Source organism: Pseudomonas sp. 2(2015) (assembly GCF_000955865.1).
In the GTDB taxonomy this organism is placed as follows: domain Bacteria; phylum Pseudomonadota; class Gammaproteobacteria; order Pseudomonadales; family Pseudomonadaceae; genus Aquipseudomonas.
The window spans coordinates 274,976-297,901 of sequence record NZ_JYOF01000001.1 but is presented as its reverse complement, the minus strand read 5'-3'; the positions used below and the strand labels follow the sequence as shown (position 1 = coordinate 297,901).

At 64.0% G+C, this 22,926-nt stretch carries 24 protein-coding genes; 15 read left to right on the top strand and 9 right to left on the bottom strand.

Going from position 1 to position 22,926, the window contains the following annotated elements:
• The first annotated feature begins 6 nt into the window (after positions 1-6).
• The 3 genes from UB48_RS01470 to UB48_RS01460 are packed head-to-tail and all read left to right on the top strand — an operon-like array spanning position 7 to position 2,502.
• Positions 7-1,284, top strand: a complete 1,278-nt coding sequence (locus tag UB48_RS01470) for a flavohemoglobin expression-modulating QEGLA motif protein (protein WP_045193667.1) — start codon at positions 7-9, stop codon at positions 1,282-1,284.
• Positions 1,256-2,179 carry an alpha/beta hydrolase gene (locus UB48_RS01465; protein ID WP_045193665.1) on the top strand — a complete coding sequence of 308 codons (924 nt, stop codon included), beginning with the start codon at positions 1,256-1,258 and terminating at the stop codon, positions 2,177-2,179. Before UB48_RS01470 ends, UB48_RS01465 begins: the two co-directional genes overlap by 29 nt.
• Positions 2,176-2,502, top strand: coding sequence for a hypothetical protein (locus tag UB48_RS01460; RefSeq protein ID WP_010224896.1), 327 nt, complete (start codon positions 2,176-2,178; stop codon positions 2,500-2,502). The genes UB48_RS01465 and UB48_RS01460 overlap by 4 nt, the downstream gene beginning before the upstream one ends.
• Before the next feature lie 90 nt (positions 2,503-2,592).
• On the opposite strand, the gene UB48_RS01455 is transcribed toward UB48_RS01460, so the two are convergent.
• The 3 genes from UB48_RS01455 to UB48_RS01445 form a co-directional block, all read right to left on the bottom strand.
• Positions 2,593-3,381, bottom strand: a complete 789-nt coding sequence (locus UB48_RS01455; protein WP_045193663.1) for an OmpA family protein — start codon at positions 3,379-3,381, stop codon at positions 2,593-2,595.
• A gap of 50 nt (positions 3,382-3,431) precedes the next feature.
• Positions 3,432-3,845, bottom strand: a complete 414-nt coding sequence (locus UB48_RS01450) for a DUF4398 domain-containing protein (protein WP_045193662.1) — start codon at positions 3,843-3,845, stop codon at positions 3,432-3,434.
• A gap of 272 nt (positions 3,846-4,117) precedes the next feature.
• Positions 4,118-4,462, bottom strand: coding sequence for a hypothetical protein (locus UB48_RS01445; protein WP_045193661.1), 345 nt, complete (start codon positions 4,460-4,462; stop codon positions 4,118-4,120).
• Between the two features lie 131 nt (positions 4,463-4,593).
• Between UB48_RS01445 and ppc the strand changes: the two genes are divergently transcribed.
• The 8 genes from ppc (at position 4,594) to UB48_RS01405 (ending at position 11,756) form a co-directional block, all read left to right on the top strand.
• Entirely contained in the window at positions 4,594-7,221 is a 2,628-nt protein-coding gene (gene ppc / locus UB48_RS01440; protein WP_045193660.1) for a phosphoenolpyruvate carboxylase, read from the top strand.
• 43 nt (positions 7,222-7,264) lie between these two features.
• The gene (locus UB48_RS01435) at positions 7,265-7,468 is read left to right on the top strand and encodes a hypothetical protein (RefSeq protein WP_045193659.1); all 204 of its coding nucleotides are present in this window, start codon (positions 7,265-7,267) and stop codon (positions 7,466-7,468) included.
• 10 nt (positions 7,469-7,478) lie between these two features.
• Complete coding sequence (gene adk / locus UB48_RS01430) at positions 7,479-8,129, top strand: adenylate kinase (protein WP_045193658.1); 651 nt, start codon at positions 7,479-7,481, stop codon at positions 8,127-8,129.
• Positions 8,130-8,216: 87 nt separating this feature from the next.
• Complete coding sequence (tsaB, locus tag UB48_RS01425) at positions 8,217-8,891, top strand: tRNA (adenosine(37)-N6)-threonylcarbamoyltransferase complex dimerization subunit type 1 TsaB (protein ID WP_045193657.1); 675 nt, start codon at positions 8,217-8,219, stop codon at positions 8,889-8,891.
• A 129-nt stretch (positions 8,892-9,020) separates the two neighbouring features.
• Positions 9,021-9,317 carry a hypothetical protein gene (locus UB48_RS01420; RefSeq protein ID WP_045193656.1) on the top strand — a complete coding sequence of 99 codons (297 nt, stop codon included), beginning with the start codon at positions 9,021-9,023 and terminating at the stop codon, positions 9,315-9,317.
• Positions 9,318-9,320: 3 nt separating this feature from the next.
• Positions 9,321-10,190 carry a DUF72 domain-containing protein gene (locus tag UB48_RS01415; RefSeq protein WP_045193655.1) on the top strand — a complete coding sequence of 290 codons (870 nt, stop codon included), beginning with the start codon at positions 9,321-9,323 and terminating at the stop codon, positions 10,188-10,190.
• A gap of 33 nt (positions 10,191-10,223) precedes the next feature.
• Entirely contained in the window at positions 10,224-11,054 is an 831-nt protein-coding gene (locus UB48_RS01410; RefSeq protein WP_045193654.1) for an oxaloacetate decarboxylase, read from the top strand.
• 18 nt (positions 11,055-11,072) lie between these two features.
• Positions 11,073-11,756, top strand: coding sequence for an extensin family protein (locus tag UB48_RS01405; RefSeq protein ID WP_045193716.1), 684 nt, complete (start codon positions 11,073-11,075; stop codon positions 11,754-11,756).
• Between the two features lie 3 nt (positions 11,757-11,759).
• Here UB48_RS01405 and UB48_RS01400 read toward each other — a convergent pair whose 3' ends face one another.
• Positions 11,760-12,380, bottom strand: coding sequence for a hypothetical protein (locus UB48_RS01400; RefSeq protein ID WP_045193653.1), 621 nt, complete (start codon positions 12,378-12,380; stop codon positions 11,760-11,762).
• Positions 12,381-12,475: 95 nt separating this feature from the next.
• Here UB48_RS01400 and UB48_RS01395 point away from each other — a divergent pair, with 95 nt between their 5' ends.
• Positions 12,476-13,258, top strand: a complete 783-nt coding sequence (locus tag UB48_RS01395) for a class I SAM-dependent methyltransferase (RefSeq protein ID WP_045193652.1) — start codon at positions 12,476-12,478, stop codon at positions 13,256-13,258.
• On the opposite strand, the gene UB48_RS01390 is transcribed toward UB48_RS01395, so the two are convergent.
• Positions 13,255-13,887 (bottom strand): TetR/AcrR family transcriptional regulator, encoded by a 633-nt coding sequence (locus UB48_RS01390; protein ID WP_045193651.1) that lies wholly within the window; start codon positions 13,885-13,887, stop codon positions 13,255-13,257. The genes UB48_RS01395 and UB48_RS01390 overlap by 4 nt on opposite strands.
• A 195-nt stretch (positions 13,888-14,082) precedes the next feature.
• Here UB48_RS01390 and UB48_RS01385 point away from each other — a divergent pair, with 195 nt between their 5' ends.
• Positions 14,083-15,183, top strand: coding sequence for an efflux RND transporter periplasmic adaptor subunit (locus UB48_RS01385; protein ID WP_045193650.1), 1,101 nt, complete (start codon positions 14,083-14,085; stop codon positions 15,181-15,183).
• A 6-nt stretch (positions 15,184-15,189) separates the two neighbouring features.
• Positions 15,190-18,258, top strand: a complete 3,069-nt coding sequence (locus UB48_RS01380) for an efflux RND transporter permease subunit (protein WP_045193649.1) — start codon at positions 15,190-15,192, stop codon at positions 18,256-18,258.
• Positions 18,259-18,334: 76 nt separating this feature from the next.
• On the opposite strand, the gene UB48_RS01375 is transcribed toward UB48_RS01380, so the two are convergent.
• The 3 genes from UB48_RS01375 to plsB form a co-directional block, all read right to left on the bottom strand.
• Positions 18,335-19,024: a DUF4197 domain-containing protein gene (locus UB48_RS01375; RefSeq protein WP_045193648.1), complete on the bottom strand. Its 690-nt coding sequence runs from the start codon at positions 19,022-19,024 to the stop codon at positions 18,335-18,337.
• 33 nt (positions 19,025-19,057) lie between these two features.
• On the bottom strand, positions 19,058-19,456 hold the full coding sequence (locus UB48_RS01370) for a YbaY family lipoprotein (protein ID WP_038996762.1): 399 nt from the start codon (positions 19,454-19,456) through the stop codon (positions 19,058-19,060).
• Positions 19,457-19,540: 84 nt separating this feature from the next.
• Positions 19,541-22,027 carry a glycerol-3-phosphate 1-O-acyltransferase PlsB gene (gene plsB, locus UB48_RS01365; RefSeq protein WP_045193647.1) on the bottom strand — a complete coding sequence of 829 codons (2,487 nt, stop codon included), beginning with the start codon at positions 22,025-22,027 and terminating at the stop codon, positions 19,541-19,543.
• A gap of 222 nt (positions 22,028-22,249) precedes the next feature.
• On the opposite strand from plsB, the gene UB48_RS01360 reads away from it, so the two are divergent.
• A complete protein-coding gene (locus UB48_RS01360) occupies positions 22,250-22,459 on the top strand; it encodes a cold-shock protein (protein ID WP_038996759.1) in 210 nt (69 codons plus the stop codon).
• 87 nt (positions 22,460-22,546) lie between these two features.
• Here UB48_RS01360 and UB48_RS01355 read toward each other — a convergent pair whose 3' ends face one another.
• Positions 22,547-22,924, bottom strand: coding sequence for a hypothetical protein (locus UB48_RS01355; RefSeq protein WP_045193646.1), 378 nt, complete (start codon positions 22,922-22,924; stop codon positions 22,547-22,549).
• Between the last annotated feature and the right edge of the window lie 2 nt (positions 22,925-22,926).

The following is a 22,926-nucleotide window of genomic DNA, read 5'->3' as shown; positions in this document are numbered from 1 at the left end:
TGTAGGGTGGACGAGTACCAGCAGACGATACGTGCCCTGTCTGATCGCATTGTCCTGGCGCAAACGCCCATTCGCGTGCTCGATGCGGTGAAGTGGGACGACAATATCCGCCAGGGTTTCCTCAAGGCCAAGGGCAAGGAGCTGCCAGCGGTAGACCGCGCCTACTACCAGGGCCGGCCGCTGTCGTTCGACTCGGCGGCAGTCAAGCTCGAGTTCCAGAACATCGAGCGCGACATCACCCGCCAGCTTGGCCAGTTCAACCCGGTCGGGCAGATCATGCGGCGCATGTGCAAGGAATACCGCATGGTGGTGCGCATGCTCGAAGCGCGCGGCACCGAGGATTTCGGCCTGATCTCCCAGGAACTGTACGGCGCCGCCTCCGATGCCTTCCATGCCGGTGACCCGACCCTGGCCGACCTCGGCCTGATGCTCTCGGACTACCTGAACAACATCGACGGCCGTGGCGACCTCAAGGACGAGCCGAAGAACCTCACCGCCAAGCAGGCCGTGGAGATGCTCCAGGGCCGCCTGAACAAGGTGTTCAACGAGGCCGAAGACACCATCCGCGTGTTCGAGTCCGACGGTATCGTCGCCGACGCCGCCGCTGGCGCCGACTACATCAAGATCCGCGCCGACGCCATGTTCAACAGCCGCGATGTGCGCGCGCTGGAGGTTCACGAAGGCCTGGTGCACGTCGGCACCACCCTCAACGGTCTCAACCAGCCGATCTGCACCTTCCTGGCCAAGGGCCCGCCCTCGTCGACCGTGACCCAGGAAGGCCTGGCGATCCTCATGGAAGTGATCGCCTTCGCCTCCTACCCCAGCCGCCTGCGCAAGCTGACCAACCGCACCCGCGCCATCCATATGGTCGAGGAGGGCGCCGACTTCATGCAGGTGTATGAGTTTTTCCGCGCCCAGGGCTTCGAGATGGCCGAGAGCTACGGCAACGCCAGCCGGGTGTTCCGTGGCTCGGTGCCCAATGGTTTGCCGTTTACCAAGGACTTGTCCTATCTCAAGGGCTTTATCATGGTTTACAACTATATTCAGTTGGCCGTGCGCAAGGGCAAGCTCGAACAGATCCCCTTGTTGTTCTGCGGCAAGACCACCCTTGAAGACATGCGCACCTTGCGCCAACTGGTCGATGAAGGCCTGGTGGAACCGCCCAAGTACCTGCCTGAGCAGTTTCGCGACCTCAACGCGTTGTCGGCCTGGATGTGTTTCTCCAACTTCCTCAACCACCTGAGCCTGGACCGGATTGAAGCCGATTACTCGAACATTCTCTGAAGCATGGCGCAGGCATCTGGGCCTGCTGCTGGTGCTGCTGAGTCTGGGCGGTTGCAGTTCGCTGTTGTTCTATCCCGAGCCTGGCCAGCCGTTCACCCCCGAGAAAGCCAAACTCGCGTACCGCGACGTGACCCTGACCGCCGCCGACGGCACCCGCCTGCATGGCTGGTGGCTGCCGGCCAAGGCCGGTGTCGAGGTCAAGGGCACGGTGCTGCACCTGCATGGCAATGGCGGCAACCTGGCCTGGCATCTGGGCGGCAGCTGGTGGTTGCCGGAGCAGGGTTATCAGGTGCTGTTGCTCGACTACCGCGGCTACGGCCTGTCGCAGGGCAAGCCCGGGCTGCCGGAGGTCTACCAGGACATCGCCGCGGCGCTGGCCTGGCTGGACCAGGCCCCCGAGGTGCAGGGCAAGCCGCAGATCCTGCTGGGCCAGAGCCTGGGCGGCTCAATGGCTATCCATTACCTGGCCGAGCATCCGCGCCAGGCCGAGCGCTTCAAGGCCATGGTTTTCGATGGCGTACCGGCCAGCTACCGTCAGGTCGGGCGCTTTGCCCTGAGCAATTCGTGGTTGACCTGGCCGCTGCAGGTGCCTTTGTCGTGGCTGGTGCCCGATGGCGACAGTGCGATCCATTCGATCGCGCAGATCAAGGCCCCGCCCAAGCTGTTCTTCCACAGCATCGACGACCCCATCGTGCCGCTGGTCAACGGCCTGCAGTTGTATCAGGCTGCGCCGCCCCCGAGGGTGTTGCAGCTGACCCGTGGCGGGCATGTGCAGACCTTTGCCGACAAGACCTGGCGCCAGGTCATGTTGCGCTTTCTGGACGACCCGATGCATTTCAACGGGCTGCGGCGCCTGGCCGAAGTCCCCAACTACCCTGACGAGAAGTCGCAATGAGTGAAGAACGCAACGCCATCCCGCTGATCATTACCGGAGTCTGCAGCATCATCGGTACCGTCGCGGCCCTGTGGTACTACGGTTACCTGCATTTCGCCAAGCCCGAGGATGCCTTGCTGCTGTCCGACTTCACCATGCTCAAGACCATCCCAGGCGAGGACTACAAGATCTCCCTGCAGCCGGCCAACCAGGTGGCGCAGTGCGTCGATGGCGTGCTGGTGTTGTTCGATACCGCGCAAAAAGGCCTGACGGGTGTGCTGGTCAACAACAAGAAGCAGGCGGTGCGTTGCCTGGGTCAGGAAACCCCACAAGAAGTCCAGTAAGCCCTGAGGCTGCTTTGCAGCCCAATCGCCGGCCACACAAACAAAAATCCCGCCAGACTCGGCGGGATTTTTGTTACTGCACAGCAACCATCAATTCAGCTGGCTGACCGAACGCGGCGCCACCGGCTGGTTGTCGTTGGAAATGGTCACTTCCACCCGACGGTTCTGCGCGCGACCCGAGTTGCTGGTGTTGTCGGCCACCGGATACTCCTTGCCGTAGCCCTGGGCGACGATGCGCGCCGGATCTACACCGGCACGTACCAGCGCCATGCGCACGGCCGCGGCGCGGCGCTCGGACAGCGACTGGTTGTAGTTGGCGCTGCCCTTGCTGTCGGTGTAGCCCTCGACGATCACCTTGCGGTCAGGGTTCTCCTGGAGGAACTGCGCCAGCTTGGTGATGTTCGGGTAGGCGCTGCTCTTGAGCGTGGCCTTGTCGAAGTCGAACAGCACGTCGCCAAAGGTCACCAGGGTGCCGCGGTCGGTCTGCTTGGCGTTGAGGCTGTCCTGCAGCTTCTTGATCTGCGCATCACGGGCATCCAGGCGCGCCTGGGCACGCTGGGCGGCAGCGTTTTTCAGGTTGCCTTCGGCAGTGCGCAGGGCAATGGTCTGCTTGGCCACTTCAACCCGCTGGTTGGTCAGGTAGGCAAGCTGGTCGACTTTTTTCGAGTCTTCCTTGTCCATGTAGGCTTTGTCGGCCTTGTTCAGCCAGTCCTGGGCGTCCTTGGTTTCAAGGGCCGCGACCTTGGCGGCCTGCGGGTTGCTCTGCAGGGCCGAGAAGTTGGTCCGGGCCGATTCCAGGTTGGCGTTCGGCTGCGTCGAGCAGGCGGCCAGGCCAACGCTCAGGGCCAGAAGGGCGGGGATCATCACGTGTTTACGCATAATGGTTCATCCTTTGATCGATTACGAATGCACGGGTCGGTGGGCGGGCGTCATTCGACGCTGCGCATGCCTTCCTCACGCAGGTCCTGAACGCCCTGGCGGGCATCCTGTACGGCTTTCTCGGCCTTGGCGGCCTGTGCCTTGCGCTCGGCGACGCGGGCGTCCCACTCGGCCTGCTCGGCCAGGCGCTTGGCGTCGTCGTACTTCTTGTCGTGCATGGCGATTTCCGCCTGTTTGAGCTTGTCCTGCGCAGCCTTCATCTCGACGGCGGCAAACTCGGTACCGCCGGCGCTGACAGCGGAATTGACCGCCGATTGCGTGACAGCGTACTGCTCGGTAGGTGGGTTGCCGGCACAGCCGGCCAGGACCAGGCTGCTGCCCAGTGCCAGCGCGGCCAGCTTGAGCCCGCGCAGGTGAGTGGACGGGGTGTTTGCGGTGCGGGTCTTCATGGTGGTCAACTCCATTGGATCACTCCTGATGAACAACGAATTCCGTAACAGTCCATCGGCGAGACCCGTCAGCTACGGGACTGCTCTGACCCGGTTCTGAAAGGGTTTTGCCGTGATGGCTATTGGCTGTGACCGAAGCGTTTTTTGAATAGTTCAGAAAAAAGTGCCGCTTGTTCGCGGTTTTTTCTGACTGATCGGTCAGTGGGTTTTTCGTTGAACTTTCAGGCGTGCCGGCGGTACGCGAGCGCCTGCGCGGGCGCTCGCAGCGCGGATGGAGGCGGGGTTGATCAAGGCTTGCCGGCTTCTTTGGGGTTGCTCATCTCGTGCAGGTAGCGGCGTGAAAGGGCAAGAAACCGCGGGGTTGGACCGATGTCCTGATACAGCGGGTCACCCTCTTCGTCGGTGGCGATCACCTGCGCGCCCCGAACATACGGAAAGCTCGCTTCCAGCTCTTCAAGCGCAGCCCCGAGCAGTTCGCCGAGCAGTTCTTCGGGTTGGCGCTTGGGGTACATCTCGGCCAGGGCCGCCAGGCGCGCCGCCGCTTCCATGTCCAGGTGCAGGACATGGCCGGTGGGGCTCAGCGAGCCTTTGGCGTGCTGTTCCCAATGCTGGGCAAGATCACGGATTTTCATGATGGTCTCCTGTGTGCCTGTGTTGAGCGTAGTTCACCCTGTGGCCCAGCCATGGCCCTGCCTTGAAGCCCGGGCGCTACTGGGGCACTCTGGACCCAGAGCGGTTTTCCCGAATGCCGGAGACATGGCTGATGACTGATATCGATGTGCGCTTGCGTGAAGATGTTCATTTGTTGGGCGAGTTGTTGGGCGATACCGTGCGCGAGCAGCACGGCGAAGCGTTTTTGCAGACCATCGAGGACATACGCCGCAGTGCCAAGGCCGACCGCAGCGGTAGCGCCGAGCAACTGAGCTCGACCCTCAATGACCTCGCCGAAGACCAGCTGTTGCCGGTGGCGCGGGCCTTCAACCAGTTTCTCAACCTGGCCAACATCGCCGAGCAGTATCAGCTGATCCGCCGCCGCGACGCCGGCCAGGCCGAACCTTTCGAAGCGCGGGTGCTGCCCGAACTGCTGGCGCGGCTCAAGGCCGCCGGCCACAGCGACGATGCCCTGGCCCGGCAGTTGGGCAAGCTCAGCATCGAACTGGTGCTTACCGCCCACCCGACCGAGGTGGCGCGGCGCACCTTGATCCAGAAGTACGACGCGATTGCCGCGCAACTGGCTGCCCAGGATCACCGCGACCTGACCCCCGCCGAACGCGAGCAGATCCGCGAACGCCTGCAGCGGCTGATCGCCGAAGCCTGGCACACCGAAGAAATCCGCCGCACCCGGCCAACCCCGGTAGACGAAGCCAAATGGGGCTTTGCGGTGATTGAGCATTCGCTATGGCAAGCGGTGCCACACCACTTGCGCAAGGTCGACAAGGCCCTGCACCAGGCCACCGGCCTGCGCCTGCCGCTGGAGGCGGCGCCGATCCGCTTTGCCTCGTGGATGGGCGGCGACCGTGACGGCAACCCCAATGTCACTGCGCCGGTGACCCGTGAAGTGCTGTTGCTGGCGCGCTGGATGGCCGCTGACCTGTTTTTACGCGATATCGATGCCCTGGCCGCCGAACTGTCGATGCAGCAGGCCAGCGAAGCGCTGAGGGCCAAGGTGGGCGAGTCGGCCGAGCCTTATCGCGCCGTGCTCAAGCAATTGCGTGAGCGCCTGCGGGTCACCCGCGCCTGGGCCCATGCCGCGCTGACCACGGCGCAAGCGCCGGCCGCTGAAGTGCTGCAGGACAACCGTGAACTGTTCGAGCCGCTGCAGCTGTGCTTCGAATCACTGCATGCTTGCGGCATGGGCGTGATTGCCGATGGCCCACTGCTCGACTGCCTGCGTCGGGCGGTGACCTTCGGCCTGTTTCTGGTGCGTCTGGACGTGCGCCAGGACGCCGCCCGGCATACCTCGGCGCTGAGTGAAATCACCGAATACCTGGGCCTTGGCCGCTATGCCGAGTGGGATGAAGACGCGCGTGTGGCCTTCCTGCAGCAGGAACTCAACAGCCGGCGGCCACTGCTGCCCAGCTACTTCAGGCCCCAGGCCGACACCGCCGAAGTGCTCGCCACCTGCCGCGAGATTGCCGCTGCACCGGCAGCTTCGCTGGGCTCCTATGTGATCTCCATGGCCGGCGCCGCTTCCGATGTGCTGGCGGTGCAGTTGCTGCTTAAAGAGGCCGGCGTGCTGCGGCCGATGCGCGTGGTGCCGTTGTTTGAAACCCTCGCTGACCTGGACAACGCCGGGCCGGTGATGGAGCGCCTGCTGGGCTTGCCGGGGTATCGCGCCGGCCTGCACGGCCCGCAGGAGGTGATGATCGGCTATTCCGATTCGGCCAAGGATGCCGGCACCACGGCCGCGGCCTGGGCCCAGTACCGCGCCCAGGAAACCCTGGTGCGCATCTGCCGCGAGCAGCAGGTCGAACTGCTGTTGTTCCACGGCCGTGGCGGTACCGTCGGGCGTGGCGGCGGCCCGGCCCACGCGGCGATCCTGTCGCAGCCGCCGGGTTCGGTGGCCGGGCGCTTGCGCACTACCGAGCAGGGCGAGATGATCCGCTTCAAATTCGGCTTGCCGGACATCGCCGAGCAGAACCTGAACCTCTACCTGGCGGCGGTGCTCGAAGCGACCCTGCTGCCACCGCCGCCGCCACAACCGGCCTGGCGCGCGCTGATGGACCAGTTGGCTGCCGACGGCGTCAAGGCCTATCGCGGCGTGGTGCGCGAGAACCCCGAGTTCGTCGAGTACTTCCGCCAGTCCACCCCCGAACAGGAACTCGGCCGCCTGCCGCTGGGCAGCCGCCCGGCCAAGCGCCGCGCCGGTGGCATCGAAAGCCTGCGGGCGATCCCGTGGATTTTCGGCTGGACCCAGACCCGCCTGATGCTGCCGGCCTGGCTCGGCTGGGAAGCGGCATTGAACAACGCCCTGGCTCGCGGCCAGGGGCCGTTGCTGGCCGAGATGCGCGAGCAGTGGCCGTTTTTCCGCACACGTATCGACATGCTGGAGATGGTTCTGGCCAAGGCCGATGCCGATATCGCCCGCTCCTACGACGAACGTCTGGTGCAACCAGAACTGCGACCTTTGGGTGCACATTTGCGCGACCTATTGTCGCAGGCGTGCGAGGTGGTGTTGGGGCTGACCGGGCAGCCGGTGCTACTGGCGCACAGCCCCGAAACCCTGGAATTCATCCGCTTGCGCAACACCTATCTGGACCCGCTGCATCTATTGCAGGCTGAGCTGCTGGCGCGCTCGCGTGGGCGTGAAGCCGCTCTGGACAGCCCGTTGGAGCAGGCCTTGCTGGTCACCGTGGCCGGCATCGCGGCAGGTTTGCGCAATACCGGCTGAGTTGGCAAAACGCTTTGCCGAGGGTTTGCCCAGGAAGGGCAGAATGCTTGTAAAGCAACAGGTTGCGCTCGGCGCAACCTGTGCTGCAAGTGGCCACAGTGCGTGGGTTTTTCCGACTTTCGAGCGCTTGTGTGGCTTGCGGGCGCTGTGTATCTTGAGCAGCCTTTTGATCGAAATTACGATCATCACCCAAATTTCGGGATTGGCCCTGCGTGGCAAACCCACTGATTTGCTTACAAAAAAATGAGGAGCACAAGATGCGCGTAATTCTGCTGGGAGCTCCCGGGGCCGGTAAAGGTACTCAGGCAAAGTTCATCACCGAAAAGTTCGGTATTCCACAGATTTCCACTGGCGACATGCTGCGCGCCGCGGTCAAGGCCGGCACCCCGCTGGGCCTGGAAGCCAAGGCGATCATGGACGCTGGCAAGCTGGTCTCCGACGAGCTGATCATCAACCTGGTCAAGGACCGTATTGCCCAGCCTGACTGCGCCAACGGCTTCCTGTTCGACGGCTTCCCGCGCACCATTCCTCAGGCTGAAGCCCTGGTGACTGCTGGCGTCGAGCTGGACGCCGTGGTCGAAATCGCTGTCGAAGACGAAGAAATCGTTCAGCGTATCGCTGGCCGCCGTGTGCACGAAGGTTCGGGCCGCGTTTACCACGTTGTCTACAACCCGCCAAAGGTTGAAGGCAAGGACGACGAAACCGGCGAAGCGCTGGTGCAGCGCAAAGACGACACCGAAGAAACCGTGCGTCATCGCCTGTCGGTCTACCACGACCAGACCAAGCCGCTGGTAGACTTCTACCAGAAGCTCTCGGCTGCCAACGCTGGCAAGCCGAAGTACGCGCATATCGAAGGCGTGGGCTCGGTTGACGCGATCACCGCCAAGGTCCTGGCCGCACTGAGCTGATCGACGCTCGGTAGTGCAGACAACGGCCCGCTTGCGGGCCGTTGTTGTTTATAATGCTGCTCTTTTTTCTTGCCCCTGGAACCCCCGATGACCACCTTGCTGGCCCTCGACACCGCCACCGAAGCCTGCTCCGTTGCCTTGCTGCATGATGGCAAGGTTTCCAGCCACTATGAGGTGATCCCGCGCCTGCACGCGCAGAAGCTGCTGCCGATGATCCAGCAACTGCTGGCCGATGCCGGCGTCACCCTGCAACAGCTCGATGCCATCGCCTTCGGTCGTGGCCCGGGCGCCTTCACTGGCGTGCGCATTGCCATTGGCGTGGTCCAGGGCCTGGCCTTCGCCCTGGAGCGGCCGGTACTGCCGGTGTCCAACCTGGCCGTGCTGGCCCAGCGCGCGATGCGTGAGCAGGGCGTGCAGCAAGTGGCGGCGGCGATCGATGCGCGCATGGACGAGGTCTACTGGGGCTGCTATCGCAACGTGGACGGCGAAATGCGCCTGCAGGGTAAGGAGGCGGTGCTGCCACCGGAGCAGGTGGCCTTGCCCGAGGGTGCCAGCGGCGACTGGTTTGGCGCGGGCACTGGCTGGGGCTATGCCGAGCGCCTGGCGGTCAAGGCCTGCGGCCAGGACGCCAGCCTGCTGCCCCATGCCCAGGACCTGCTGAGCCTGGCGACCTTCGCCTGGCAGCGCGGCGAGGCGATTGCCGCCGACCTCGCGCAACCTGTGTACCTGCGCGACAAGGTGGCCACGCCGAAAGCGCGCTGAGTGCAGTTCGTCGGTTATTCCCAGGCAAAATAAAACCTTTTGCCCGATCTGTGGTCCAGTTATCAATCGGGCATTAGCGAAGGATCAGCGATGCTGCTAAATTGCCATCACTGCTCCTGAGTAATCGCCATGCGCATAGACGGTTTTTCTTCTCAGTCCTACCCCATCAAGCGAGCCCCGCGCAAAGCGCCGGTACGTACCGATGACGTGGACGACGAAGATCTGCCGGGCGAGTTCGAAGTACAGGCGCAAGCCAGCGCCAGCCACGGCCAGGCGCGCACTGGCGGCCTGCCGGCGCGGCCTCAGGACATGATCTTCCCGCGGGCGCGCAACAAGCGCACCGCCCATGCCCTGGCCAGCTACCTGACCACTGCCGGTTTCGTTGACTGGGAGATGGAAGTACTGGGGCTGGACCTGTACATTTGATGGATGAGTCTGTCCACGCTGCCCTATTTTGTCGGTTGTCCGTCCTGGAGTGAAAACGCCTGGCGCGAGTACCTGTACCCGGCCGAGGCTAAAACCAGCGACTTCCTCGGCCTGTATAGCCAGGTCTTCAATGCCGTAGAAGGCAACACCACCTTTTATGCCCGCCCGGCACCGGCGACCATCGAACGCTGGGCGCAGCTGATGCCGGCGCACTTTCGCTTCACCGCCAAGTTCCCCGGCGACATCAGCCACAGCGGTGACCTGCACGCTCAACTGGCCGCCGCCCAGTCCTTCATCGAATTGCTCAAGCCCCTTGGCGCACGGGTTGCGCCGTACTGGCTGCAGTTGCCGGCAACCTTCGGCCCGGCGCGCCTGAGCGAGCTAGTGAGCTTTATCGACGAAGCTGGCGTACCCATCGCCGTGGAGGTGCGCAATGCGGCATTCTTCAGCAAGGGCGAGGAAGAGCGCCTGCTCAACCGCCTGCTGCTTGAGCGTGGTGTGGAGCGCATCTGTCTCGACCCTCGCGCGTTGTTCAGTTGTACTTCACAGACGCCCGAGGTGCTCCACGCCCAGTCGAAAAAGCCGCGCGTGCCGCCTCGCCCGACCGCCTTTACCCAGCACCCGCAGATCCGCTTCATCGGCCACCCGGAGCTGGCCGCCAACGAGCCGTTTCTGCTGCCGTGGCTGGACAAGGTCGCGGCCTGGATCGAGGAGGGGCGCAGCCCCTATGTTTTCCTGCATACTGCCGACAACCGCCTGGCCGCCGCCCTGGCCCGGCGTTTTCATCAAGGCCTGATGGAGCGCCTGCCGGGGCTTGCGGCCTTGCCTGAACTGGACCGCACGCCAGAAGCCGAACAACTCGGCCTGCTCTGAGCGCGTCCTGCCGCCTGCCCGGGAGCCGAGATCATGGATGTGCAAACCCTGCGTGCCGAAGCCTTCAAAGCCCTGCATGAGCGCGATGGCGCCTTTGTCATTCCCAACCCCTGGGATGCCGGCTCGGCCAAGCTGCTGGCCAGCCTCGGCTTCGAGGCGTTGGCCACCACCAGCGCCGGCCTGGCGTTCTCCCTGGGGCGGCCAGATGCCGAAGGGGCGATGAGCCTGGATGAAACCCTGGTCAATGCCCGCGCCATTGTCGATGCCACGGCATTGCCGGTGGCTGCCGACCTTGAGAATGGTTTCAGCGACGACCCCAAGGGTTGCGCCGAGGCGATCCTGCAGGGCGCCGCCATTGGCCTGGTGGGCGGCTCGATCGAGGATGCCAGCGGCAATGCCGACGAGCCAATCTACAGCTTCTATCACGCCGTGGAGCGGGTCGAGGCGGCCGTCACCGCCGCGCGCAGCCTGGACTTTCCGTTCATGCTCTGTGCCCGCGCGGAAAACCTGCTGCACGGGCGCATGGACCTGGACGACACCATCGCCCGCCTGCAGGCCTTCGCCGAAGCCGGTGCCGATGTGCTGTATGCGCCGGGCTTGCGCACGGCCGAGGAGATCCGCCGGGTGGTCCAGGCGGTGGCGCCGAAGCCGGTCAATGTGCTGATGGGCCTGAGCGGTGTGCGCTTGAGTTTTGCCGACGTTCAAGCGCTGGGGGTCAAGCGCATCAGCGTCGGCTCATCGCTGGCGCGGGCCGCCTATGGGGCGTTTTTCAACGCTGCGCAGCAGATTCATGATCAAGGCTGTTTTGACTACGCCGACCAGGCGCTGTCGTTCGACCAGCTCAATGCATTGTTCAGGCGCTGATCGACCATGCGCAAAGGATTGCTCGCGGTACTGTGTCTGATTCTGTTTGTTGCACTGGGCGCTGCCTGGCGCCTGGGCTGGCATCTGCCGGATGCCTGGAACCCCTGGGCGGTGCTGGATGTGCGCCAGCCGCCGAACCTGCTTACGCCGTATAAATTGGGCCGCCTTGAGGATGATCCGCAGCTGTGCGAGCAGGCCCTGGCCACCTCCAGCCTGCGCTACCGCAAACAGGCCGACAGCCCCGCCAATGCGCCGTGCCCCCTGGAAAACGTGGTGCGCGTCGAAGGCTCGTCGGTGCGCCTGAGCAGCAGCTTTCTCGCCAGTTGCCCCTTGGCGGTGGCTTATGCGCTGTTCGAGCGCCACGCTCTGCAACCGGCGGCACAGCGCGCCTTTGCCCAGCCGGTGGTGCAGGTCGATCACCTGGGCAGCTTTGCCTGTCGCAACATGTACAACCGCAAGAATGGCCGCCTGAGCCAGCACGCCACGGCCAATGCCCTGGATATCGCCGGCTTTCGCCTGGCGGACGGGCAGCGTATCCAGTTGCTCAAGGACTGGCCGGGGGAGGGCGTCAAAGCGAAGTTTTTAAGGGATGTGCACGCCAGTGCCTGCGACAGTTTCAACACGGTGCTGGGGCCTGAGTACAACGCCGCACACCGCAATCACTTTCACCTGGACATGGGCTTCTGGCAGATCTGCCGCTAAGGCTCAGGCGGCGATGCGCACGTTGTTCAGCACCACCGGGCGAGCCCAGCGGTTGTCGAAGTCCAGCTGCGATTGCTGCACGGCCATGGTGGCGTCGTCGAAGGGCTCCGGCGCCTTGTCCAGCAGGTCCATCTCGAACTCGGCGATCGGCAGGTACAACGGTTTGGCCTGTGGTGCCGGGCCGGGTGCGGGCAGCGGGTGGCCCTGGCTCATGACTACCGGGCGTACCCAGGTGTTGCTGATATCCAGCTGGCGCTGTTGCTCGATGAGTTCGGCGGCGCTGAACGGCGGCGCGAGTTTTTCCAGCAGCTGCGGCTCAAGCTCGGCGATCGGCAGGAACAGCGGCTCTGGCGGGGCCAGTTCGGTGTCGTGCACATCGCACAGGCGCTGGTTGTGGATCTGCGCCAGCACCTGGCTGCCGCCCAGCGGCTCGCCGGTGACTTTGTCGAACTGCTCGGTGGCCACGGCCTTGGCCGCGTCCTCCTGACCTTGCTGCTCAGCCAGGGCGCGGGCAAAAAAATCCTGCCACAGGTGGCTGACGCCGCCCAGTGCCTGGGTATTGTGCCGGCCATAGTCGCCGACGGGCGAGATATAACCTGAGTTGAGCTGAAGAATGTCGGTCATGGCAGTCGCAGAGGGTGCTGGTCTGGCAAAATAGCGAATACTTCGTATATCGGCCGCGGCCGACGATCATTTAATTTTTTTGAGTACAGGATTTGATGGTGGAGCAACTGGCTGACGGCGGCATCCGGGTCGAGGCATTGACGGCCGATTATCAGGCCCAGGCTGGCGAGTGGGCGCGGCGTCTGGGATTGCCGCTGAGCGATGACAATGCAGGCTTTGCCGTGCAGATCGGCGCCGATGGCCTGCAGATCCAGCAGCTCGGTGCGCAGGCGCCGGGGCCGGTGCGGGTGGATTTTGTCGAAGGCGCGGCGGCGCACCGGCGGGTGTTCGGCGGCGGCAGCGGGCAGATGATCGCCAAGGCCGTGGGCGTCGCCCAGGGCGTGCGCCCGCAGGTGCTCGATGCCACGGCGGGGCTGGGCAAGGACGCTTTCGTGCTGGCGAGCCTCGGTTGCCAGATGACCCTGATCGAGCGCCAGCCGCTGGTCGCGGCCTTGCTCGAAGACGGCCTGGCCCGCGCCCGCAGCGATGCCGAGGTGGGCCCGATCGTTGCGCGCATGCAACTGCTCACCGGCAATGCCATCGAGCGTATGCGCACCTGGCAGGGTGAGCCGCCGCAGGTGATCTACCTCGACCCGATGTTCCCTCATCGCGACAAGAGCGCCCTGGTAAAAAAGGAAATGCGCGTGTTCCGCCCGCTGGTTGGTGACGACCTCGACGCCCCGGCGCTGCTCGAAGCCGCCCTGGCCCTGGCCAGCCACCGGGTGGTGGTCAAGCGCCCGCGCAAGGCGCCGATCATCGACGGGCCCAAGCCCAGCCACTGCCTGGAAGGCAAATCCAGCCGCTACGACATCTATCCGAAAAAAGCCCTCAAGGCTTAAGGTCGGTAAGCGCGCATGAACAGCGCCACCACTTCTTGCACATGGGCTTCGGAGGCCTCGGCATCCAGCGCCGGGGCATAGCCGAGCAACAGGCGGAAGTTGGCCGCGCCCTTGAGCAGGCAGAAGAAGTGCTCGGCGGCGTTGGCCGGCAATTCAATGCGCAGCAGCCCGCGGGCATCCACTTGGCGCAGCAGCGCCTCCATCTCGTGCAGCACCCGCAACGGGCCGGCCTCGAAGAAGATCTGGCTGAGTTTCGGGTCCTGATTGCCCAGGGCCATGATCAGCCGGTGCAGCTTGACCGACAGGTCGCTGCTGATCAGCGCCTGAAAGCCGCGACCGATCTTCAGCAGCACCTGTTCCAGCGGTACCCCTTCAGGCAGCTCGAAAATCAGCTCGGGCAACTGCGCCGTGCAGGTGGCGACCACTGCCGAAGAGAACAGCGTCTCCTTGTCGGTAAAGTGGCTGTAGACCGTGAGTTTTGACACACCTGCCGCTGTCGCGACCGCATCCATGCTGGTGTTGGCATAGCCAAGGGTTAGAAACAGCGCCTTGGCTGCCTCGAGAATGGCCTGGCGTTTTGCCAGGTCCTTGGGCCGGCCGGGGCCGGTAGCAGCGGTGACTTTGGGCATGAGTGAAAAGTTACATATTCCAGTAAGTGCACATGGTACATCGCGACCGGCATTTCGGCGGGCAAAAATCGACGCGCTGCTCCCGGCGTAAATATGGGATTTCTCGCGCAGGCCTGCTTCCCCGCTCCGGTTCCCTGATTTAATATACCCGCCAGTATAAATATTCAAAGCGCCATTCGCGAAAGGTCATCCATCATGTTGCGCCATGCCTTGCCCCTCGCTTTGCCCGTTGGTCTCGTGCTGTTGCTTGCTGCCTGCGGGCAGGAAAGCGCACCGCAGACTTCCCTTCGTCCGGCCATGGTGGTGCAGCCGCAGCCGGCCAGCGCCGCCGCCGACAGCTACCCCGGCGAGGTGCGTGCGCGCTTCGAGCCGGAGCTGGCGTTCCGCATCGGTGGCAAGGTCAGCAAGCGCCTGGTCGAGGAGGGGCAGCGGGTCAAGGCCGAACAGCCACTGGCCGAACTCGACCCCCAGGATGTGCGCCTGCAACTGGAAGCCAGCCGTGCCCAATTGGCCGCTGCCGAAGCCAACCTGAACCTGGTCAAGGCCGAGCGCGACCGCTACAAGACCCTGCTCGACCGGCAGATGGTCAGCCATTCGCAATACGACAACGCCGAAAACCTCTACCGTGCTGGCCTGGCCCGGCTCAAGCAAGTGCGCGCCGAGTTCGACGTCGCCGGCAACCAGGCAGAATATGCCGTACTGCGCGCGTCCCAGGACGGCGTGATCGCCAAGCGCCAGGTTGAGGTGGGCCAGGTGGTGGCTGCGGGGCAGACAGTGTTCACCCTGGCCGCCGATGGCGAGCGCGAAGTGCTGATCGGCCTGCCTGAGCAGAATTTTGGCCGCTTCAAGGTCGGCCAGACGGTGGCGGTGGAGCTCTGGTCGCAACCGGATCAACGCTTCAATGGCCGGATTCGCGAACTGTCGCCTTCGGCCGACCCGCGCTCGCGAACCTTCGCTGCGCGCATCGCCTTTACCGCCGGCAAGGTGCCGGCCGAGCTTGGGCAAAGCGCCCGGGTGTACATCCAGCACGCCGAGAACATTCCCCTGGCGGTGCCGCTCTCGGCGCTGACCGCAGAAAACGGCCAGACCTACGTCTGGCGTGTCGATGCCAACAACACCCTCAAGCGCGTACCGGTGCGGGTGGGTGCCTACGGTGAAAACAGCGTGCCGGTGCTCGAAGGCCTGAATGCCTCGGACTGGGTGGTGGCGGCCGGCGTGCATGTGCTCCAGGAAGGGCAGCAGGTTCGTCCGGTGGACCGGTCCAATCGTGTGGTGAATCTGGCGGCCAAGGAGTAAGTCCCGATGGGTTTCAACCTTTCCGCCTGGGCCTTGCGCAATCGGCAGATCGTGCTGTTCCTGATGATTTTGCTGGCTGTGGTCGGCGCGCTGTCCTACACCAAGCTGGGGCAGAGCGAAGACCCGCCCTTTACCTTCAAGGCCATGGTCATTCGCACCAACTGGCCAGGGGCCAGCGCCGAGGAAGTCTCGCGCCAGGTCACCGAGCGTATCGAAAAGAAGCTGATGGAAACCGGCGAGTACGAGAAGATCGTCTCGTTCTCGCGGCCCGGTGAATCGCAGGTCACCTTTATGGCCCGCGACTCGATGCATTCGGCCGATATCCCCGAGCTCTGGTACCAGATCCGCAAGAAGGTTGCCGATATCCGCCACACCTTGCCGCAGGGTATCCAGGGGCCGTTCTTCAACGATGAGTTCGGCACCACCTTCGGCAATATCTACGCGCTGACCGGTGACGGCTTCGATTACGCCGTGCTCAAGGACTACGCCGACCGCGTGCAGATCCAGTTGCAGCGGGTCAAGGATGTCGGCAAGGTCGAGCTGCTTGGCCTGCAGGACGAGAAGATCTGGATCGAGCTGTCCAACCTCAAGCTGGCCACCCTCGGCCTGCCCCTGGCAGCGGTGCAACAGGCGCTGGAAGAACAGAACGCGGTGAGCACCGCAGGCTTCTTCGAGACGCCGAGCGAGCGCCTGCAACTGCGGGTCAGCGGGCGCTTTACCACGGTCGAGCAGATCCAGCAGTTCCCGATCCGGGTCGGTGACCGCACTTTCCGTATCGGCGATGTTGCCGAGGTGCGCCGGGGCTTCAACGATCCGCCCGCGCCGCGCATGCGCTTCATGGGCGAGGACGCCATCGGCCTGGCGGTGTCGATGAAGGCTGGCGGTGACATTCTGGTGCTGGGCAAGGCGCTGGAAACCGAGTTCGCCCGCATTGCCCACAACCTGCCGGCCGGCATGGAGCTGCGCAAGGTCTCCGACCAGCCAGCGGCGGTGAAGACCGGCGTCGGCGAGTTCGTTCAGGTGCTGGTTGAAGCGCTGGCCATTGTCTTGCTGGTGAGCTTCTTCTCGCTGGGCATGCGCACCGGCCTGGTGGTGGCCCTGGCCATTCCGCTGGTGCTGGCGATGACCTTTGCCGCCATGTACTACTTCGGCATCGGTTTGCACAAGATCTCCCTCGGCGCGTTGGTGCTGGCCCTGGGCTTGCTGGTGGATGATGCGATCATTGCCGTGGAGATGATGGCGATCAAGATGGAGCAGGGTTTCGACCGGTTCAAGGCCGCCAGCTACGCCTGGACCAGCACCGCCTTCCCGATGCTCACCGGCACCCTGATCACCGCCGCAGGCTTCTTGCCGATTGCCACCGCGCAATCCGGCACGGGTGAATACACCCGTTCGATCTTCCAGGTGGTGACCATCGCCTTGCTCGCCTCCTGGGTTGCCGCGGTGGTGTTCGTGCCGTACCTGGGTGAGCGCCTGTTGCCTGACCTGGCCAAGCTGCATGCGGCCAAGCACGGCACCGCCGAAGGCGGCCCTGACCCTTACGGCACGCCGTTCTACCAGCGCGTGCGGCGCCTGGTGGGCTGGTGCGTGGAGCGGCGCAAGACGGTGATCGTGGCGACCATCGCGCTGTTTGTCGGCAGCATCTTGCTGTTCCGTTTCGTGCCCCAGCAGTTCTTCCCGGCTTCCGGGCGCCTGGAACTGATGGTCGATCTGAAGCTGGCCGAAGGCGCCTCGCTGAGCAACACCGCCGATCAGGTCAAGCGCCTGGAAGCGCTGCTCAAGGAACGCGCCGGCATCGACAACTATGTGGCCTATGTCGGCACCGGCTCGCCGCGGTTCTACTTGCCACTCGACCAGCAACTGCCGGCGCCGAGTTTCGCCCAGTTCGTGGTGCTGGCGAAAACCATCGAGGAGCGCGAACAGCTGCGTAGCTGGCTGATCGCAACCCTCGACGAGCAGTTCCCCGACCTGCGTTCGCGGGTCACGCGCCTGGAAAACGGCCCGCCGGTGGGTTACCCGGTACAGTTCCGGGTCACTGGTGAGCACATCGAGCAGGTGCGTGCCCTGGCCCGCAAAGTGGCCGCCAAGGTGCGCGAGAACCCCCACGTGGTCAACGTTCACCTGGACTGGGAAGAGCCGAGCAAGGTGGTCTACCTGAACATCGACCAGGACCGCGCCCGCGCCCTGGGGGTGAGCACGGCGAACCTGGCGAAGTTCCTGCAAAGCTCGCTGACCGGCTCGGCGGTCAGCCAGTTCCGCGAGGACAACGAGCTGATCGAGATCCTCCTGCGCGGTACCCAGCAGGAGCGCAGCGAGCTTGCCAACCTACCGAGCCTGGCGGTGCCTACCGACAATGGCCGCAGTGTGGCGCTGTCGCAGGTGGCAACCCTGGAATACGGCTTTGAAGAAGGCGTGATCTGGCACCGCAACCGCCTGCCCAACGTCACCGTGCGCGCCGACATCTATGGCAAGGAACAGCCGGTCACCCTGGTCAAGCAGATCCTGCCGACCCTGGACCCAATACGTGCCGAGCTGCCCGATGGCTACCTGCTGGACGTGGGTGGCACAGTGGAGGACTCCACTCGCGGGCAGAAATCGGTGAACGCCGGGGTGCCGTTGTTCATCGTCGTGGTCCTGACCCTGCTGATGCTGCAACTGCGCAGCTTCTCGCGCACGGTGATGGTGTTCCTCACCGCGCCCCTGGGGTTGATCGGCGTGACCCTGTTCCTGCTGGTGTTCCGCCAGCCGTTCGGTTTTGTCGCGATGCTCGGGACCATCGCCCTGTCGGGGATGATCATGCGCAACTCGGTGATCCTGGTCGATCAGATCGAGCAGGACATCGCTGCCGGGCTGGACCGCTGGCAGGCGATTATCGAGGCGACAGTAAGGCGCTTCCGGCCAATCGTACTGACCGCCCTGGCGGCGGTGCTGGCGATGATCCCGCTGTCACGCAGCGTGTTCTTCGGGCCGATGGCGGTGGCGATCATGGGTGGCTTGATCGTGGCGACGGCGTTGACGCTGTTGTTCCTGCCGGCGCTGTATGCGGCGTGGTTCAGGGTCAGAAAGAGCAGTTGAGAGCTACAAGCGGCAAGCTGCAAGAGGTGCTGTTCACACTGCTTGTGGCTTACCGCTTGAAGCTTGTAGCTGGCGCTTACAGCGCGCCAAACACCTTCTTGGCAATGCTGGTAGCTGCCGCCGCCGGGTTCTGGCGGATGGTTTCTTCCTGCTTGGCAATCATCTCGAACAGGCCGTTGAGCGCTTGTTCGGTCACGTAGCCTTCGACGTTGGCGTTCTTGGCATCGAGCACGCCCAGGGTCGCTGCTTGCCCGGCGAAGGTGTTGTACTGCTGGGCCAGGCCGACCTGGTCGGTGGCTTTCTTGACGATCGGCAGGAACTTGGCGCGGATCTGCTCGCGGCTGGTTTTGCTCAGGTATTGGGTAGCCGAGTCGTTGCCGCCGCTGAGGATGCCCTTGGCATCGTCCACGGTCATCTTCTTCACGGCATCCACCAGCAGCGCCTGGGCTTGCGGCACGGCGGCCTCGGCGGCCTTGTTCATGCTGGTTTCCAGCTGATCGACCTGGGCGCCCATGCCGAAGGCTTTCATCTTCTTGGCGACTTTGCCCAGGTTGCCGGGCAGTTCGATGCGCACATCCGGGTTATTGCTGAAGCCACCCGGGGTACCCAGTTGTTTCACCGCTACCTGGGCACCCTGGGTCAGGGCGTCTTTGAGGCCGGTGGAGGCATCTTTTTGCGAGAGGTCGCCGAGCGACAGCGCCAGGGCGCTGGCCGACAGCAACAGGCCGGCGCACAGGCCGGTGAAGGTTAGAGCGGGGCGGAACATGGCAGCATCCTTATACGAAGGAAAAACAATCAATCAACGAACGGCATCGACCTTGATGCGTACCGGCTGCGGGTCGTTGCCATCAAGTTGCACGCCATGGTGCTCGGTGTTGATGAACAGCAGCTTGCCGTCCAGTTCGATCCGCGCGCTCACTGCATAGCGGTGGCCGGGCTTGACCTGGGCCGGGTCGTAGCTCAGGTGGAAGGGCAGCGGCACATTGCCTTTGACCGGGCCGCTCTGGCTGGCCAGGGTAACGGCGGGGGCGTCCATCAGCGACACGTCCTGCAGGGCCACGCTCAGGGTGGCGGCGGGCGGCAGGGCGATGCGTTGCAGGTAGAAGACCTCGCCGTCGAGGCTGGCCTTGGGGGCTTCAGGGGTGCTGCTGCACGCGGCCAGCAGGCTGCCAAGAAGGATCAGGGACAGTTTTTTCATCAGTAGCTCCTTAGCGCCGGCGCCGCGGTTGCGGTCGCCAGGCGGTTCGATTCGTGTTGCTCCAAAGGCACTGGCCAGTATGGCCTATACCGCAGTTTCGGTGGCTTCTTCGCTGCGCTGCAGGGCGACCTGGCGAATCGACAGGCGCACCTCTGCCGACAGCACGCGCTTGGCCGCGCCCTCGGCCAGTTCGCTGAGTTTTTCGTGGTAGCCAAGTTTGCCGTTGCTGTCCGGGCGCAATACGCCTTGTTCGATCTGGGTCTGGATGAAGTGGCGGAACAGGGTCTTGTCGAAGAACTCCGGGGCGTTCAGGCCATGCAGAATCGACAGGCGCTGGGCCATGATCACGCACAGGTCTTCCAGCTCTTCGGCGCTCAGGGTGTGCTGGCCGCTGTTGAGCAGCAACGCGGTAGCCATGTAGAAGCGCTGCAGGGTCTGGGTGATGGCCCGGGCCAGCAAGGTCAGCAGCACGAACTGCCGCGAACTCGGTGCCGGGCGCAGGTACACGCCGTTCTCGAAGCGCAGCAGGCCCTGTTCGACGAAGGCCTCCAGCCACTGGTCGACCACCGCGTCCAGCTCATCGAGCTCCCAGCGAATGAACAGCTCCGATTGCAGGTACGGGTACAAGGCCCGGGTGTACTGCAGGATCAGTTCGCGGCTCATCCGCGAGCTGCTCTGGAAGAAGCTCGCCAGCAAGGCTGGCAGGGCGAAGATGTGCAGCACGTTGTTGCGGTAGTAAGTCATCAGGACGGCGTTCTGCTCGTCCAGGTAGAGGATTTTGCCCAGCGCATCGCTTTGCTCGGCCAGCAGGTCCATGCCCTTGACGTGGCTGATCAGCGCCAGGCCATCGCCTTCAGGCAGGGTGGTGTGCGGCGAGTAGGGCACCTTGCGCAGCAGCGCCAGGTACAGGTCCAGCACCCGCGCCAGGGCGCGCTCGTCCAGGGCCAGGCGGCTGGTGGAGAGCAGCGCCAGGGCCACCAGGTTGACCGGGTTGATCGCCGCCGCCTCGTTCAGGTGCTGGGCGACTTTCTCGCCCAGGCGCGAGGTGGTTTCGTTGAGCCAGGCCGGGCGGAACTGCGGGCCGTGCTCCTGTTCGCGCCAGCCGGGTTGCTGCTGGTCGAGGAAGGCGCCGAGGCGGATCGGCTCGCCGAAGTTGACCGCCACCTGGCCGAAGCGCTGCTTGAGCGCGCCGATGACCTTGAAGATGTCGAAGATCGATTCTTTCTTCTTGCTCGCCCCGCGCAGCTCGCCCAGATAGGTGCGGCCTTCGAGCACCCGTTCATAACCGATGTACACCGGCACGAAGACGATTGGCGTGCGCGAGGAGCGCAGGTAGCTGCGCAGGGTAATGGCGAGCATGCCGGTTTTCGGCTGGAGCATGCGCCCGGTGCGCGAGCGGCCGCCTTCGACGAAGTACTCGACCGGGAAGCCCTTGGTGAACAGGGTGTGCAGGTATTCGTTGAACACCGCGGTGTACAGCGGGTTGCCCTTGAACGTGCGGCGCATGAAGAACGCCCCGCCACGGCGCAGCAGGCCGCCGATCACCGGCATGTTGAGGTTGATGCCGGCGGCGATGTGCGGCGGGGTCAGGCCGTTGCGAAACAGCAGGTAGGACAGCAGCAGGTAGTCGATATGGCTGCGGTGGCACGGCACATAGATGACTTCGTGGCCCGGGGCGATGCCCTGCACCTGCTCGATGTGGTTGACCTTGATGCCGTCGTAGATCTTGTTCCAGAACCAGCTCAGCACCACTTCGAGGAAGCGGATGGCGGTGTAGGTGTAGTCCGAGGCGATCTCGTTGCCGTAGCGCAGGGCCTGGGCTTCGGCTTTGGCCAGCGGGATCTTCTCGCGTTCGGCTTCATCGGCGATAGCCTGGCGCACCAGCGGGTCGTGGACCAGGCCCTTGACCAGGTTGCGGCGGTGGGAGATGTCCGGGCCGATGACGGCGGTCTTGAGGTTGCGAAAGTGCACCCGCAGCAGGCGCTGGGCCATGCGCACGGTGCGCTCGTGGCCCTTGTTGTGCTGCACCAGCTCGCGCAGGTGGATCGGCGCCGAGAACTGCACGCGGGTCTTGCGCCCCAGGATCAGCACGGTGAGCAAGCGCCGCAGGCGCCCGGTAACCGCCCAGCTGTCGGCAAACAGCAGCTTCCACGGGCTGGATTCGCTGGCCGGCGACTGGCCCCAGAACACGCTGACCGGGATGATCTGCGCGTCTTCTTCGGCATGCTGGCTGATGGCGTTGACCAGTCGTGCCAGGGTCGGCGGGGCGCCGCGCTTGTCCTGGCGGCCGAGCCAGTCGGGCTCCGGGGTCAGGTAGAAGAACGCTGCCGGCTCGTGCAGGGTGCCGACGGCGACCGGCAGCACCGGGCGTGGCAGCCCGGCTTTGGTGCATTCGCGATCGAGCACCGCAAGGTCGGTGAGCGACGGCGACTGCAGGGCGTAGAACACCGGCCGGCTGCGATCCAGGTTCAGGGTAAAGGATGACTGGTTGATGGTCTCGGAGCGAACCCACAGGTACAACAGGCGACGCAGGGCGCCGAAGATCAGGCGGCGCAAGGGGGAACGGGTCATACGGTGTGTGCTCTGGATGAGATTTTTGAGTATTTGCTCAGTCGACTAGTGTGCCGTATCTGCGCAAGTTCAGCAAAAAGCGCCCCGGTCATGAAAATTAATTTAAGTGTGTCATATACTCGGTCCGCCGCTTGCAAGAGATTTGTGCAAGCTGCGTCGGCAGGGGGCCGTGACCCCTCTGCATGCAAGGCGATTCCAAAATAAAAATCCGGAGTAGTGCAGATGTCGTCTCGTGAGACTGGAAGTGTAAAGTGGTTCAATGACGCAAAAGGTTACGGTTTCATTCAGCGTGAAGGTGGCGCGGACGTGTTCGTTCACTACCGTGCCATCCGCGGGGAGGGGCATCGCACCCTGCTCGAGGGGCAGCAGGTCGAATACAATCTGACTCAGGGCCAGAAAGGCTTGCAGGCAGAAGACGTAGTCGGTCTGTAAGCGCCGGGCCACAAGCCTCGAGCCTGGGCCCTCCAGCGAAAAGGCCCGCCGCCGGACGACCGGGGCGGGCCTTTTCGAAGACAGTTTTCAGCTGGTCCGCCAGGTGATTTCCTCTTCACCGTCGGCACTGATGCGGATCCAGCGATCGGCATCTTCTTCACCTTCTTCCTCGACCCAACTGCCCGGTGCACAGCGCACTTCGACGTTCAGCGCGGCAAAGGCTGCGCGTGCGCAGGCAATGTCATCATCCCACGGGGTCTGATCGCTCTCCAGGTAAAGACTGTTCCATTTGCCCACAGCCTTCGGTAACCAGGTAACTGGAATGTTACCGGCCCTGCACTTGTAGGTCTGGCCTTTCTGCTGCCAGTCGCTGCACGGGCCAAGCGCTTCGCCGAGCCAGGCAGCGATCTGCTTGTGGTCGACCTCGGCGTCTTTCAGGTAAATCTCGATATCGGGTTGGCGCATAG

Coding starts and splice junctions, on each gene's coding strand:
- UB48_RS01390 (WP_045193651.1), bottom strand. CDS start 13,887: ATGCCCAAAGTCACCGCTGCTACCGGCCCCGGCCGGCCCAAGGACCTG.
- UB48_RS01420 (WP_045193656.1), top strand. CDS start 9,021: ATGCGCATAGACGGTTTTTCTTCTCAGTCCTACCCCATCAAGCGAGCC.
- UB48_RS01400 (WP_045193653.1), bottom strand. CDS start 12,380: ATGACCGACATTCTTCAGCTCAACTCAGGTTATATCTCGCCCGTCGGC.
- UB48_RS01460 (WP_010224896.1), top strand. CDS start 2,176: ATGAGTGAAGAACGCAACGCCATCCCGCTGATCATTACCGGAGTCTGC.
- UB48_RS01360 (WP_038996759.1), top strand. CDS start 22,250: ATGTCGTCTCGTGAGACTGGAAGTGTAAAGTGGTTCAATGACGCAAAA.
- UB48_RS01355 (WP_045193646.1), bottom strand. CDS start 22,924: ATGCGCCAACCCGATATCGAGATTTACCTGAAAGACGCCGAGGTCGAC.
- UB48_RS01455 (WP_045193663.1), bottom strand. CDS start 3,381: ATGCGTAAACACGTGATGATCCCCGCCCTTCTGGCCCTGAGCGTTGGC.
- UB48_RS01370 (WP_038996762.1), bottom strand. CDS start 19,456: ATGAAAAAACTGTCCCTGATCCTTCTTGGCAGCCTGCTGGCCGCGTGC.
- UB48_RS01385 (WP_045193650.1), top strand. CDS start 14,083: ATGTTGCGCCATGCCTTGCCCCTCGCTTTGCCCGTTGGTCTCGTGCTG.
- UB48_RS01445 (WP_045193661.1), bottom strand. CDS start 4,462: ATGAAAATCCGTGATCTTGCCCAGCATTGGGAACAGCACGCCAAAGGC.
- UB48_RS01395 (WP_045193652.1), top strand. CDS start 12,476: ATGGTGGAGCAACTGGCTGACGGCGGCATCCGGGTCGAGGCATTGACG.
- tsaB (WP_045193657.1), top strand. CDS start 8,217: ATGACCACCTTGCTGGCCCTCGACACCGCCACCGAAGCCTGCTCCGTT.
- plsB (WP_045193647.1), bottom strand. CDS start 22,027: ATGACCCGTTCCCCCTTGCGCCGCCTGATCTTCGGCGCCCTGCGTCGC.
- UB48_RS01435 (WP_045193659.1), top strand. CDS start 7,265: ATGCTTGTAAAGCAACAGGTTGCGCTCGGCGCAACCTGTGCTGCAAGT.
- UB48_RS01375 (WP_045193648.1), bottom strand. CDS start 19,024: ATGTTCCGCCCCGCTCTAACCTTCACCGGCCTGTGCGCCGGCCTGTTG.
- ppc (WP_045193660.1), top strand. CDS start 4,594: ATGACTGATATCGATGTGCGCTTGCGTGAAGATGTTCATTTGTTGGGC.
- UB48_RS01380 (WP_045193649.1), top strand. CDS start 15,190: ATGGGTTTCAACCTTTCCGCCTGGGCCTTGCGCAATCGGCAGATCGTG.
- UB48_RS01410 (WP_045193654.1), top strand. CDS start 10,224: ATGGATGTGCAAACCCTGCGTGCCGAAGCCTTCAAAGCCCTGCATGAG.
- adk (WP_045193658.1), top strand. CDS start 7,479: ATGCGCGTAATTCTGCTGGGAGCTCCCGGGGCCGGTAAAGGTACTCAG.
- UB48_RS01415 (WP_045193655.1), top strand. CDS start 9,321: ATGAGTCTGTCCACGCTGCCCTATTTTGTCGGTTGTCCGTCCTGGAGT.
- UB48_RS01450 (WP_045193662.1), bottom strand. CDS start 3,845: ATGGAGTTGACCACCATGAAGACCCGCACCGCAAACACCCCGTCCACT.